At 52.4% G+C, this 14,027-nt stretch carries 12 protein-coding genes; 6 read left to right on the plus strand and 6 right to left on the minus strand.

Annotated features, from left to right (window positions below; all coding sequences use genetic code 11):
* Positions 1–49 precede the first annotated feature (49 nt).
* The gene (locus tag ABFD83_00990) at positions 50–988 is read left to right on the plus strand and encodes a sugar phosphate isomerase/epimerase family protein (protein MEN6355638.1); all 939 of its coding nucleotides are present in this window, start codon (positions 50–52) and stop codon (positions 986–988) included.
* An 82-nt stretch (positions 989–1,070) separates the two neighbouring features.
* Here the strand turns inward: ABFD83_00990 and ABFD83_00995 are convergent, their stop codons facing one another.
* The 5 genes from ABFD83_00995 to ABFD83_01015 all read right to left on the minus strand — a co-directional run bounded on the left by ABFD83_00995 (position 1,071) and on the right by ABFD83_01015 (position 4,507).
* A complete protein-coding gene (locus tag ABFD83_00995) occupies positions 1,071–1,616 on the minus strand; it encodes a hypothetical protein (protein ID MEN6355639.1) in 546 nt (181 codons plus the stop codon).
* Positions 1,617–1,781: 165 nt separating this feature from the next.
* Complete coding sequence (locus ABFD83_01000; GenBank protein ID MEN6355640.1) at positions 1,782–2,405, minus strand: superoxide dismutase; 624 nt, start codon at positions 2,403–2,405, stop codon at positions 1,782–1,784.
* 216 nt (positions 2,406–2,621) lie between these two features.
* Positions 2,622–3,290, minus strand: coding sequence for a hypothetical protein (locus ABFD83_01005; protein MEN6355641.1), 669 nt, complete (start codon positions 3,288–3,290; stop codon positions 2,622–2,624).
* Positions 3,291–3,415: 125 nt separating this feature from the next.
* Positions 3,416–3,667, minus strand: a complete 252-nt coding sequence (locus tag ABFD83_01010) for a hypothetical protein (protein ID MEN6355642.1) — start codon at positions 3,665–3,667, stop codon at positions 3,416–3,418.
* Positions 3,668–3,670: 3 nt separating this feature from the next.
* Complete coding sequence (locus ABFD83_01015) at positions 3,671–4,507, minus strand: PHP domain-containing protein (GenBank protein MEN6355643.1); 837 nt, start codon at positions 4,505–4,507, stop codon at positions 3,671–3,673.
* A gap of 73 nt (positions 4,508–4,580) precedes the next feature.
* On the opposite strand from ABFD83_01015, the gene ABFD83_01020 reads away from it, so the two are divergent.
* Positions 4,581–5,966 (plus strand): DUF58 domain-containing protein, encoded by a 1,386-nt coding sequence (locus ABFD83_01020; GenBank protein ID MEN6355644.1) that lies wholly within the window; start codon positions 4,581–4,583, stop codon positions 5,964–5,966.
* Here the strand turns inward: ABFD83_01020 and ABFD83_01025 are convergent.
* Positions 5,963–6,964: a stage II sporulation protein M gene (locus ABFD83_01025; protein ID MEN6355645.1), complete on the minus strand. Its 1,002-nt coding sequence runs from the start codon at positions 6,962–6,964 to the stop codon at positions 5,963–5,965. The two genes, ABFD83_01020 and ABFD83_01025, sit on opposite strands and share 4 nt — an antisense overlap.
* Before the next feature lie 216 nt (positions 6,965–7,180).
* Between ABFD83_01025 and ABFD83_01030 the strand changes: the two genes are divergently transcribed.
* The 4 genes from ABFD83_01030 to ABFD83_01045 all read left to right on the plus strand — a co-directional run bounded on the left by ABFD83_01030 (position 7,181) and on the right by ABFD83_01045 (position 14,009).
* A complete protein-coding gene (locus ABFD83_01030; protein ID MEN6355646.1) occupies positions 7,181–7,948 on the plus strand; it encodes an RDD family protein in 768 nt (255 codons plus the stop codon).
* 186 nt (positions 7,949–8,134) lie between these two features.
* On the plus strand, positions 8,135–11,332 hold the full coding sequence (locus ABFD83_01035; protein MEN6355647.1) for a GAF domain-containing protein: 3,198 nt from the start codon (positions 8,135–8,137) through the stop codon (positions 11,330–11,332).
* Positions 11,333–11,736: 404 nt separating this feature from the next.
* The gene (locus ABFD83_01040; protein MEN6355648.1) at positions 11,737–12,960 is read left to right on the plus strand and encodes a sigma-54 dependent transcriptional regulator; all 1,224 of its coding nucleotides are present in this window, start codon (positions 11,737–11,739) and stop codon (positions 12,958–12,960) included.
* 5 nt (positions 12,961–12,965) lie between these two features.
* Positions 12,966–14,009, plus strand: coding sequence for an SGNH/GDSL hydrolase family protein (locus ABFD83_01045; protein MEN6355649.1), 1,044 nt, complete (start codon positions 12,966–12,968; stop codon positions 14,007–14,009).
* The last annotated feature ends 18 nt before the right edge of the window (positions 14,010–14,027 follow it).

Consider the following 14,027-nt stretch of genomic DNA (forward strand, 5'->3'; position numbering starts at 1 on the left):
CGGTAAATCCGCGCAATTCAGATTATAAACAGACAGGAGAAATACGAAAATGTGCTGCGATGGTAGCGTAGGCTCAATCTACAAGTATGCTGACGTCGGTCTGATCCACTTTATGGCTTATCCGCAGACGATCAAGGGCGACGGTCCGATCCTTGAGACACTGCAAAAGATCTGTGAGGACGACTACTTCACGCTCGTCGAGATCACTTGGATGAAGGACCCCGAGGTCCGCAAGGCCGCGAAAGCGATGCTCCAGCAGGCAGGTATGAAGTATGCATTCGGCGGACAGCCGACCCTTATGAGCCAGAAGCTCAATCTCAATGACCCGGACGAGGCCGCTCGAAAGAAGGCCGTCGATCAGATCAAGGCCGACATCGACGAGGCATACGAGATGGGCTGCATGGCTACGGCATTTTTGAGCGGTAAAGACCCAGGTCCCGCCGGCAAAGCAAAGGGCCTTGAGCTGCTCTATGAATCCGTAACCGAAATTTGCGAATACGCCAAGGGCAAGGGCAATATGCCTATCGCACTGGAGACATTCGATCAGGTGCCATACGGCAAAAACACAATCCTCGGTCCGACTAAGGACTCAGTCGCGTTTGCTGAAAAGGTGAAGGCAAAATACCCGAGCTTTGGCCTAATGCTCGACCTGAGCCACATGCCGCTGCTCGGTGAGAAGACTATGGAGATGCTGGAACCGGCAAAGGATGTGCTGGTCCACATTCACATCGGAAACTGCGTGATGAAGGACCCGTCTCACCCCGCTTACGGTGATGAGCACCCGCGCTTTGGCCTTTGCGGCGGGGAGAACGGAGTGGACGAGCTTGCGGAGTTTATACAGGGACTTTTCAAGATCGGATACTTCAACGATCAGGGACCCAAGCCTATGAGTTTCGAGGTTAAGCCTGTCGCGGCATTCGGCGAGTCGTCCGAGATAGTGATCGCCAATGCCAAGCGCGCTCTAAACAAAGCCTGGGCAATGATATAAGACAGCAAATAAAAAATATAAAATATAAAATACTAAATTGTAATTGTGTCCCTCCAGGTTCAGCGCCCGGAGGGATTTATTATTACAGCTTGACTGTAAAGAGTTTCATACCCGCGTAGATAGAAAATCCACTGAAATCATACCCGGCCATCTTACTGAAATTGTCATACCTGGCTTCCAGATAATAGCGGCGGCTGAAGACAAGCCCTAAAGACATGTTTGTGTTAAGCCCGATGTGCTTTTCATCAATGCCCTGAGTGGCATCCTGCAGCTTGCCATAGTAAGGACCTGCGCGCAACACGATGTATGGGCGCACATTGTTGCTCTCGCCGAAGCCACGCTCAAAACCGAGTGACAATGGGATCAGACTCACGTCCGATGTTCCGCCGTCGAGTTTATATGATCCGCCCTCGGATATAAACCGCCATTTGTCCGGTTTGTTCGGTTCAAACGAAGTAATACTGACCCGCGTCCACGTATCGTCGAATTTGGCTTTTGTCGCCGAATCCGTAGGTTTGAACACTCCACCGCCGATAGCAAAGGTTATCTCCGATTTCTCCGCCAGTGCCGGCCCGACTGCGATCAACAGCAGCGCCAGGAGCCCGAATATCCGACTCGTAATGCGCATAACTTTTCCCCTTTCACACATTCCTAACTGTGAGGTCATATTACGACCTGTGCAGTTATATGTCAATAGATAGTTTGATCGTTGATGGTCTGATCGTGGAAAGTGGATGGTCGACCGTGTATCGGCAAGTCTCAACGATCAGACGATACACGATCGACGAAGCAGTTACATACTCGCACTGATTTTTTCAGGCACATATGACAGGGCCGTTGCCAGATTCTTGGCAACATTATTCCAGTTGATCACGTTCCACCAGTTCTCGACCCAGTCTGCGCGCCTGTTCTGATATTGCAGATAATAGGCGTGCTCCCATACGTCCAGCGCAAGTATCGGCTGCGCTCCCGAAAGCTCGTTATTCTGATGGTTCAGGATTTGCGTGATGTAGAGCTTTTCAAACTCAGGCTGCCAGGCCAGTACAACCCAGCCGCTGCCCTCGACCCCGACGGCCGCGGCTGATAACTGCTTCTTAAAGGCATCGAAACTGCCGAAGTCCTTCTTTATCTGGTCGGCGAGGTCTCCAGCCGGCTCGCCCCCGGAGTTAGGAGCCATACTTGTAAAGAAAAGGGTGTGCAGCAGATCACCCGAGCCGTTGAACGCAAGCTGCCGCTCCCAGTATGAGACTACCGCATAATTGCCCTCCGCGCGTGCTTTTACAAGCTCCTCTTCGGCCTTGTTCAAGCCCGCGACATATGCAGCCTGGTGCTTATCGTGGTGCAGGCGCATAATCTGCTCACTGATATATGGTTCCAAAGAATTGTAATCATAGGGAAGTGGGGATAGTTCGTGCATTTTAATTGTTCCTCCGTTGGCATTCTTCTTGTCATCCGACCGGGCTGGCGATAATAGACAACTCACTGCCATAGCAAGAAACAGCATATAGAATATTCGAGTGAGCATTGTTTTCTCCTTCGCCCAGCCTCATCGTTATTACCCATTAGGAAGAAAAACAAACCTTACAAGCTCAACAAATATAGTACGGTAGGCCAAAACGTGCAGTCAAATTGCTTAGTAATGATGCTGACTGAGCGTGTGAAGTATCCAATTAGCGAGGTCTTTTACCAAGCGCCCACCGACTGCCTGCATATCATGCCCGACACCTGAGTATATGATCAGATCACGAGGACCTTCGGCAAGTGAATATATCCTCTTTGGCCAAGCGACGGGAGAGGTAAGGTCGGATTCTCCATGGATCAGCAGGAGTGGCTTGGAACGCAGCCGTTTGGCGCAGCAGTCGGCCACTTCTATTGTCGAGATCGCCGCTACTCCGCGAATGCCCCTGGCGAGCGAACCGGCTGTAATGGCAACCGCGCCTCCGAATGACCACCCGAGCAGGACCACATTGTGAATGGCATCGTCATCCAGATATTGAAGAGCAAGCAGAGTGTCTATCCCGCACTGAACGCAGTCGCCCGGATGCCTGTAATCCAGTCTCAAAGAGGTAATACCGGAATCGAAAAGCTTTTGGGAAAGATCGGCAAAGACACTGCCCGGGCCATCAAAACCGCCGCTATATCCGCCGAGCATGATAACTCCCTTGCGTGAAGTTGCGCAAGTATGTAGAAGGGCTTCGAAATCGCCGCGGGTAGTATGAAATGTCAGACTTTTCAGGTGTTCTTCCAGACTTCTCTCTTCAACTCCGATCACATAAATCCCGTCATCGCAGCGTGTTTGCATAGTCTTGCGGCCCCCGAAAAAAATTACCCTCCCAATTCGATGACGAAACCGGAGAAGAGGTGGTTCCATTGTAGGGATGGGGCACGCCATTGTGCCCCATATCCCGTGCGGTGGCACTTCGGAAATCACTGTCCGCCCGGCGAGGCAGGTGGAGCAGTCGGGTTTGCCGGCGCGGGCGATGCAGGCGTGCTTTGCCCATTTTGATCCTGCCCACCGCTGGAAGCCGGATTCACAGGCGCTTGTTCGGAGTTCGAGGAAGCCGCCGTCTGGTTATTGACCATGTAATTCATAATACCGGCTGCAATCGCAACCGCGGCGATAATGATTATGGCCGCAACCACAGGACTGACCTCCATGGCAGCTTTGCTGTCAGCCATGTACTACACCCCCTTAAGTCGAGATGCAAATCTCAGTTCGATGACCACATCATATGGAACGGTCACATCTCCCACACCCGGCCGCATATTCCCGGCGAAACCATGAGCGTCCGAGCCGCCGGTTGCTATCAGACCACGACTCCGCGCAAAACGTTTATAGAACTTCCGTCCGGCAGAAGAATGATCCGGGTGACTCACCTCTATAGCGCGAAGACCATTGCCGACCAGTTCCACAAGGAGTTCATCTCTCCTTAGCTTTGCCACATGCGCCGCGCATGAAACCCCTCCGGCCCCGGAAATTATCTCCATCGCCTCCAGTGGTGTCACCTTATATCGCGGCACATATCCCGGCCCGCCTTCCTGCAAAAACCTGCCGAACGCCGAGTCCATGGAAGAAGCCGCGCCAACCTCACATATAGCCCTGGCTACATGCGGCCTGCCGACAGCCCCACCCTGCGCAATCTCCAATACTCTCTCAAAACCGATAGGCACACCCACAGCGTTGAGCTTTTCGACCATCTGCCTGGCGCGCTCCCATCGGGCATTTTTAAGTACGTCGAGTTTCTCGATTAATGCGGGGTTCTTGTGGTCGATAAAATAGCCGAGCATATGCACCTCGACTTTATCCTGATAAATTGTGCTGATCTCGATTCCGGGTATGACCTCTATCTTCAATCGCCTGCCCGCATCCAGAGCTTCGTCTATTCCACCGACAGTATCGTGGTCCGTAATCGCCACAGCGGCAAGCCCCGCTTTCGCGGCGGCCTCGACCACCTGCGTCGGAGTATGGCAGCCGTCCGAGGCTGTAGTATGAGTGTGTAAATCCGCAAGTCTATCCATAACAGGTAGGCTTTATGCGAAAGCAACCCCGATTCCTGCGGCTATTCGTCAAAGGCAGGAATGCGCAGAGCGTTTGAGTAAGCAGATTTATGCTTGCGCTAATTGGTTTGCGCCGACTGGAAAAACTATGATCTTTACAATCAGACTCATAATAATGCTGATAATTGGGGCGCTGATGATCGGCTTTTCAGGCTGGTCCGGGGCGCTTGCGACCGGCGGGATCGTGACAATTGCGCTCGCTGTTGTCGCGGCGGCAGGGGAATGGCTGTGGCTCGTGCGTGGTAAGGCAGTAGAGATCACGCGCATCTGCGACGAGAAGCTCTCACTGGGTGCACCAAACCCCGTGCGCCTGATTCTGCGAAACTCGGACTATCGGGCGCTTAGGGGCATAGTTCGTGAAGAGTATCCGGAAGGATTCGACGCGCGAGGCAACGTTGCGCCTTTCGCTATGTCCGCCCGGTCCGAGTGGGAGACAACCTACCATGTGCTCCCTCCAAACAGGGGCGACTATGAATTTATGGACATATGCGTCCGGCTGTTCGGGCCTCTGGGGCTGGTCATCCGGCAGTATAAAATCCCCGCAAGACAGCGCTGCAAGGTCTATCCCAACCTGTTGGATATGCGCAGATATGAGATCGGCCTGAAGCGCGAGCACGCGGTCCAACCCGGGCAGCGGTTCATGCGAATTCGCGGCAGGGGCACAGAGTTCGAGTCACTCAGGGAATACGTGCCCGATGACGAGTTTCGCGCAGTAGACTGGAAAGCGACAGCGCGCCGCGGCAAGCTGGTGACCAGGCTCTATCAGCAGGAGAGATCGCAGAATATACTCATCGTCCTGGACTGCGGGCGGATCATGGGCCCAGTGATAGACGGGCTTACCAGGCTCGACCACAGCATAAATGCATCCATGATGCTCGCGCATGTGGCGGCGATAAAGGGCGACAAAGTCGGGCTGATGACCTTCGGCGAAGACATCATCAGCTACTCGCCTCCCAGATCGGGCAAGAGCCAGACCCTGAGCCTGCTGCGTCTCGCCTATAACCTCAAAGACGCCGAAGGTGACTCCAACTACTACCGCGCAGTGCCGTATCTATCGAGAAAATGTACCCGCCGTAGCCTGATAGTCTTCTTTACTGACCTGGTCGACCCTGAATCTTCAAAGCCTATGATCTCACAGATCGCAAGCCTCACCAGGAAGCACCTGTGCCTGGTCGTTACAATGGCAGACCCGGCTGTCTCTGATGCCGCACACATAAAAGTGGAAAGTGGAGAGATGAGAGTGGAGAGCGCGGAGGATGCATTCAAGGCAGCAGCAGCCAGGCAGGTCCTGCAGGCGAGAAAACAGGCAGCCGCACGGCTGGCACGGGCTGGAGCAATTGTGCTGGACGTCCCCCCTGATAAGTTCACGCCATCGGTCATAAACGAATACTTGAGCATCAAAGGCAGAGGACAACTCTAGCATTTAGTATTTTTGATTTGATATTTTATATTTGGCTTGGTGCCGCCGGCGAAGCCTAAATAAGCTATCAGGCCGATGGCGGTTATGGCTGCAAATGTGAGCTTAGACCATATCGGCAACACGGACGGCGTGATGAAACCCTCTATCGTCCCTGCGACAACAAATAGCGGGATCGTCCCAGCAAAGAGCCGAAGCGCTTTGCCGGAAGCCAAGCGGATTGCATCAGCGCGGCGCATATTACCCGGCGCAATCATAGCCGAGCCTATCATAAGTCCCGCACCGCCGCATATAAAAATAGCGACCAGCTCGATTATGCCATGCGGCAGTATATATGACCAGAACCGAGCCCGGCCCATTATAGGCGAAAACAGCGTAGCGACCACTCCAAGCATCGCGCCGTTCTGGACCATCTCAAACACGGTTATCACACCCGCGCTTATTCCCCCGGCAAATGATAATATACCGACCTTGATATTGTTTGTCATTATGTAGCTGGACATCTGCGCAGGGTCTGGAATTGGGGACTTGGCATTCCTGACGTCCTTGGCCTGCAGTTTCTCGGGCATGAGAGTATGAGAGATGCTTGGGTCGGTTATGACCAGATAAGCCGCTCCCGCCCAGCTTGCCATGAATATCAGTGTCGCGACAAGTGTATGCCTGATTGTGGAACGAAACAGCGCCGGAAACTCTCTAATAAGAAAGGACCAAAGCCCGCCCACACTTGCGCCGGATGTGGCATAAAGTATACCATGAGCTCGGGCAGCGAGTTCGTTGAGATAGATCACTAACTCATTGCTTGCGCCCTGGCTGCGAGCGAATGACAGGTCGGATACAACGCCGCGGTACTCCGAGCCGACAGATTCGAGTTCGGCTCGTGTAAGTGAGCGCAGGCCGCGTGAGCGTATTCGGTCGATCTTATTCGACAGGCTCTGCCAGGACTCTTGTTTGTTTTCTATGTATGAGCGCTCGTCCACGCAGGAATTATAGCACTTAATCAACGAAATACGAAAGTAAGAGGTAATTGCTCAGTCTTCATGAGCATTATTTTCATATCGTTTGATCGTTGATCGTCTGATCGTTGATCGTGACGCCTTATTTCAACGATAAACGATACACGATCAAACGATTTTACTCATCGAGAGTGAGCTCTTACAGTAAGAGTGTCTGGGCTCTTAGCTCTCCACTCTCCGCTCTGGGCTAATCAGGAGATTGCTTTGTCGAGACAAGTAACGGTAGTTACACCCGAAAATGTCAGGATAGAATATGAACTGGCTGGGCTGGCATCGCGCGCGGGCGCTGCGATTATAGACCTGCTGCTTCAGGGTCTGCTTATATTGGTTGTTATGAGTGTTCGCGTGCTCTTATCCGAATATGGCAAGTGGCCGGGGACATCCTGGGCAAACGCGCTGCTGGCAATCGCGTCGTTTGTGATGTGGTACGGATATTACGTCTACTTCGAGACCGCGTGGAACGGCCAGTCGCCCGGCAAACGTTACGCCCGAATGCGCACTATACGCGAAGGCGGAATGCCAATAGATTTCGCAAGCGCCGCCGTTCGAAACCTGGTGCGGATAGTCGATATGATCCCCGGCATTTATCTGGTCGGTTTGATATCCGTCCTCTCAAGCAATAGAAACAAGCGTCTGGGCGATTTCGCGGCAGGCACACTGGTAGTAAAGGAACGCAGCGAGTGGATGCGGGACCAAGTGAGGCAGAGTCAAGAAGAAGTAACTCCTGCCCAATACCCAGAGGCTGAATATGTGCGCAATATCGAGCTTGTCAGCCCGGATGAGTTTGAAGCGATACAGAGATTTGTCGAGCGAAAAGCCGAGTTGGACGAAACCGTACGCGAACAGCTTGCATCCAAAATGGCCGCCCCGCTGATGGCTAAGCTGGGGATTGAAGACAATAATCAGATAGGCTATTCCAATATACTTACCGAAATTTACAATAAGTGCATCGCTCAGAGAGGCATGAGATAACTCATCTGTGGAACAAGGTTATAGTTGAGGATTTCCGGGTAACATGGTTCCCGGCAGTCTAGATAGTCTTATCGCAACATGCAAATAATAGGTCAGTTGTAAACAATGCCACAATCGCCCTCAAATAACTCTGCCATGCAAAAAATTGCAGAGCTGGCCGGATCAAATGGATCGGCTCAAGACATAATGCGGCAAATATTCGATATTTCCCGCAATGCTCTGGAAACCGAATCACCTCATAACATCTCACAGACATCCATGCATTCAGATCGCAGGCATCTTGAGGAAATAGCGTCCCTTTATGAGGTCGGTCAGGCAATAGACCCGCACGATGTAATGCCGCTGCTGAACACCGTAGTAATGAAAGCCGCAGCAGTGATGGATGCTCAGACCTGCTCGCTGATGCTTATGGACCCTGACGAGAACGCTCTGATCATCAAGTCCAGCTATGGCCTTGCCGATGACATTGTCCACGGAGCCAGAATCGCTCTGGGAACCGGGATCGCGGGCAGAGTTGCTCAGACCGGCGAACCAGTGCTTATTGAAGATGTATCGCACGACCCGAGGTTCAAAGACGGTGTAAAGCCCAGGCCCGGAGTCAGCGGGTCAATGTGCGTGCCTCTTAAGGACGAAGACGGCTACGTAAAGGGTGTTCTGAGCATCAGGCGCCACAAGCCGAAACCTCCGTTTACCCAGGACGATTTGAAACTCTTCTGTATATTTGCGACCCATGCTTCGCTTGCGATATCCAATGCTCATCTCAACTCAAGGCTCAACCGCAAGATCGAAGAAATGTCGCGTATATCCGTAGTCCTGCGGGCTATCAACTCCACGCTTGATCTGGAAAACGTGCTCAACCAGATTGTCGAGAGCATCACGGATATTGTAGGCTTCGACAGGTGCTGCGTATATCTGCTGGATGCCAGGGCAAATGAGTTCATTGCCGGAGCGCGCAAAGGCTACGGCAAAAAGGACCGTATTACCGAGCGCGTAAAAATCGGCGAAGGCGTAATAGGTCTGGCGGCAAAGGAACAGATCCCGATTTTTTCTCAGGGCTCTCCTTTCGAACCAAATCAACAGGGCGCGGGCGAGTTTCTGGCGGCTCCGATTGTGGTGCGAGATATGACCATCGGAGTGGTCGTAGCGGACAACTCCCTGAATAACAAAGCAATCGAACCCGAGCATGTCGATCTTTTGGCGACATTCGTAAGCCAGGCAGGGATCGCAGTAGAAAATGCGCGGCTTTACGAGGCAATGGAGGAGAAATACGCCGAGTTGAATGTCCTCTACGAGCACAGCCGGAATATCAGCGCAGCCTACGGCCTGGATAATGCGTCTCAGATGCTGGTGCAGACTTCGGCAAAAGCAGTCGGATGCGACGGCGCAGGGCTACTCCTTTTCGACACAAAACGCGGGCATCTGGTCCCGAAAGCTTTATCCGGCGGACTTCAACTGCTTGCTTCCGGCATTGAAGCAGCCGCAAAGACAAAAAAAACAGTCGATTTCGTGCGCGAACTCAAGTCTCCACTGCTGATATCTCCGAAAAATATCAGCAATAATGACAATAACTCAGAGCTGCTGAAAACTCTTGCGAGAGGCAAGGCTACACTGATGCTTGCCCCGCTTATTGCCGAGGACACGACTATAGGCGCGATCGTGCTCTATAGAAGTAAAGGTGAGGAGTTTCAGGGCACGGAGCTAAAACTTGTATCCATAATGGCGTCACACGCCGCGACAGTCCTCAAGAATGCCATGACATATGAGCAAAAGATGCGCCAGCGCGTGCTTGAGATGAGTGCCTTGTACGAATTCTCCAAAAAGATCAGCTCTGCGGCAAACCTCGAAGAGGCTCTCGATTCGATCCTCGCGATTGTATCAGACCTGGCGGATTATGATGAAGCGTTTATTTATGCCGTCGACCATGATGCCGGTATTGCCTCGGTAAAGGCGGCCAGATCCCGCGGCGAAAAAGGATCAGTACCGCCGGATGAGCGGCTCGATTCGACAAGCGTAATAAGCTGGGCTGTAAGCGAGCAAAAGGCAATCGTCTCACCGGATATCGACATCGACCCGAGGTTCAACACCGAGCGAATGCACAAGGTCCGCTCTTTGATGGCGATCCCGCTCATTCTCCAGGACGAGGTCGTCGGAGTTATGAGCGTACACAACTACAGCCCGAATCAGTATTCGGACGATGATGTGCGGGTGCTGTCAATAATCGCAAGCCAGGGCGCAGCGATATATAAAGAGCTTGAAGCCCTCAGCGCTCTCACCAGCTACACAGATAATATACTGAGCAGCATTGCCGCGGGAGTCGTCACTCTCGATTCGGACGGCATGATCCTCACATGGAACACTGCAGCCGAGAATATTGTCGGGATCAGCGTGGAAAGGATCGTAGGGCGTCACTACGAGGAGGCAATGAACTGCCTCAGGGTCGAGGAGTCCGAGAGACAGAGCCTGCAAACGTCAATCGAGCGCGTCTTTAAGACAGGCGAAACATACCAGGGATATAAACTCGCTTTCCACCCGACCAGCGGCGGTAATGAGGTCTACATAAACGTCAGCGTATCTCAGCTGCTAAACAGTGCAGGCGAACAGCTTGGTCTGGTTATCATATTTGAAGATATCACCCGTGAGATCAAGATGGAGGACGACTTCAGGCGCATGGGAGAGCTGGCGGCAGTCGGCCAACTCGCGGCCAGTATCGCGCACGAGCTAAGAAATCCGCTCAGCTCCATAAAGGGCGCCGCGCAGTTCATACAGAAGGAGTATGAGGAGGAACCTGCGATTGTCGAGTTCCTTGGGATTATCGTCGACGAGGTCAATGGCCTTAACCGGCTCACGACCGAGTTTTTGGATTTCGCCCGGCCCATGCAGCTTGAGCTCAAACCAACCTGCATCAACGACATCGTCGAAAAGACTCTGCACCTGATGAGCGTGCATATCACAGACAGCAATGTGATCGTCAAAGAGAGCCTGGCGGAGTCCGTCCCGGAGATTCAGGCAGACGACAGCCAGCTCGAGCAGGTGCTCAAAAATATGATCATCAACTCGCTGCAGGCCATGCCCGAGGGCGGCATGCTCACGATAGAGACCGGAGCAATGCCCACCGGCGGAGCGTATATATCGGTAAGCGATACGGGGGTCGGGATAGCGCAGGATAAGATAGAGCGCATCTTCCAGCCGTTCTTTACAACTAAGACGAAGGGCACCGGCCTGGGTTTGAGTGTGGTACACAAAATAATCGAAAACCATGGCGGACGAATAGAAGTGTCGAGTAAGCCGAATAAAGGCACGAAATTCAAGATAGTACTGCCGCGCTCCAGAACCTACTCGACCATTGCAGCGGACTACGATCAAACGATGGAGCGAAGAATGTAGGTGTTAGGTGATAGGTGATAGGTGTTAGGGAAGGGACACCTTTAATTGTATAGTCTGATTTTTATAGTTCGAGGTATTCCGGCCTTATGGCGATCGGCCAGTATCCTGTCTCAGGTGTTAATAACTGATAGTGTGAGAACATCCATTCTCCAACACCCAATACCCAGGGCAAACGCATCTTAATTTTGTGTTTGGCAAAATGGTGCCTTTGCGACTAAAGTCACTGCTGTAAATTCACAAAGTCGGCCTCCGCCGACTGAAATCTTAGTGTCCGAAGGGACACTTCGTGTTTTTCTTAGCCGCGGTTTTAACCGCAGAGGCCAAAACAAGGTGAATAGCATTTTGATGCGTTTGCCCTGACCCAATACCTAACACCCATCACCCATATATGGTATGATTTAAGTATGAGTAAGAAAACCGGCAATATCCTCGTCGTGGATGACGAGCCGAACATTAGAAGAGTATTGGAAGCCGTGCTGACCAAGGAAGGCCACAAAGTCCTCACCGCCGAAAACGGGCGCAAAGGCAAAGAAGTCCTGCAAAAGAACACTGATGTGGACGTCCTTATCAGCGACCTGATAATGCCCGACATCAACGGCGTCGAACTGCTTGCAGCCGCAAAGGAGATCGTCCCGGGTATATCCGTCCTGATGATTACCGCCCATGGCACCATAAAGAGCGCCGTGGATGCGATGAAACTCGGTGCGCTGGATTATATCCCAAAACCCTTTGACCTCGATGAGATCAAGATCGTGGTCAAAAACGCTCTCGAACGCAGAGGAATGAACCAGGACAGCCGCCCGAGCGCTCCCAGGCATCACACCGGCAAGAAGACCATAAGCAAGATCGACAACATCGTCGGCAGCTCTCCCGCTATGGAAGAAGTCCTCGAAATGATCGACCGGGTGAAGGACAGCCGGGCATCCGTGCTCATACGCGGCGAGAGCGGCACGGGCAAGGAAGGCGTGGCAAGAGCGCTGCACTTCGGTTCGGTTCGTGCTAAAGAGCCGTTCGTGCCGGTGGCATGCGTAGCGCTCTCCGAGCAGCTTTTGCAAAGCGAACTCTTCGGGCATGAGAAGGGATCGTTCACCGGCGCAATCGACCGCAAAAAGGGCCGGTTTGAGACTGCAAACCATGGCACGCTTTTCCTGGATGAGATCGGTGACATACCGCCCACGGTCCAGATGATGCTCCTGAGAGTGCTGCAGGAGCGCGAGTTTGAGCGGGTCGGCGGCACAGAGACTATTAAAGTTGATGTGCGAATGGTCACAGCCACCAACCAGCCTTTGGAGAAACTCGTCAAAGAAGGCAAGTTCAGAGAAGACCTCTTCTACCGGCTGCAGGTCATCACGATAAACATGCCTCCACTGCGAGAGCGTGTCGATGACATACCCCTGCTTATAAACCACTTTGTCGAAATGTACGCCGAAGACAATTTCAAAAAGATCGAACACGTAAACCCGGAAGCGCTCGAGATGATGATGCACTACGCCTGGCCCGGCAACGTACGCGAGCTTGAAAACACCATCGAGCGGGCGATTGTCCTTGCAGACCAGGACGCCAAATTTATCACCCCAAATCTGTTACCCAAAGCGCTGCGCGAAGCAGCCGAAAAAATTCGGAGCTAAATAGATTGACTACAACTAAAGAAACAAAAAACGCCCCCCTCGTATGGCTTGACGCCGCCACACTGACTATTGAAGGCAAAGGCTGGACCGACACCGAGAGCTTCTACGACCGCTTCCCGGCCAAAGCAAAAGCACTGGTTCACCCGGACGTCTGGGGTCTTGCGCAAAACAGCGCCGGGATAGTCGTTAAATTTGAGACAGATTCGACTGAGATACAGGTTCGCTGGAAGCTCAGAATGGAGAGACTCGCTCTGACACATATGCCCGCCACAGGTGCAAGCGGTATCGATCTATATGTGATGCATAATGACAAGTTGCGCCAACTGGCAACGGGCTTTCCGGCAGACATCGAAAGCGAAGCCAATCTTATTTGGGACATTTCCAGCCAAATGAGAGAATATGCTCTCTATCTGCCTTTGTATAACGGCGTAGAGTCGGTCAAAGTAGGAGTTATTGCCGGCTCGAAAACCCGGAAAGCTTCCAAGCGCAAGAAAGACGTCAAGCCTGTGGTAGTCTATGGCTCATCCATAGTCCAGGGAGGATGTGCTTCGCGTCCGGGCATGGCCTATCCGTCCATAATTAGCCGGGCACTGGATATTGAGACAATCAATCTAGGTTTTTCAGGCGCCGGCAAGTGCGAACACGAAGTCTCCGACCTGCTTGTGGAGCTCGATCCGTCAATTTTTGTAATCGACTGCATACCCAACATGGCCATCGAGACAGTGGACGAACGAATTCGTTATCTGCTGGATAAGCTCAAAACCACCCACCCCGATACTCCGATTATTTTAATGGAGAGTCCGGGGCTCCAGAATGAGTTCATCTGTCATAACGACCCATGGAATTTACTGCAAAAAAATGATATTCTGAAGAGCATATATCAGGACTATGTAGACGGCTGGAAGAGTGAAATGCACTACATAGAAGGCAGTTCCCTGATGGGTGATGACGGCGAGGCGACAGTAGACGGCTTACATCCTACTGATCTCGGGTTTACTAGGATGGCAAACGCAGTTGCGCCCATACTCGACCGGATAATCAATAAATAATTGCTTCCATTCCGGGTC

Source organism: Armatimonadota bacterium (genome assembly GCA_039679645.1).
Lineage (GTDB): Bacteria > Armatimonadota > UBA5829 > UBA5829 > UBA5829 > UBA5829.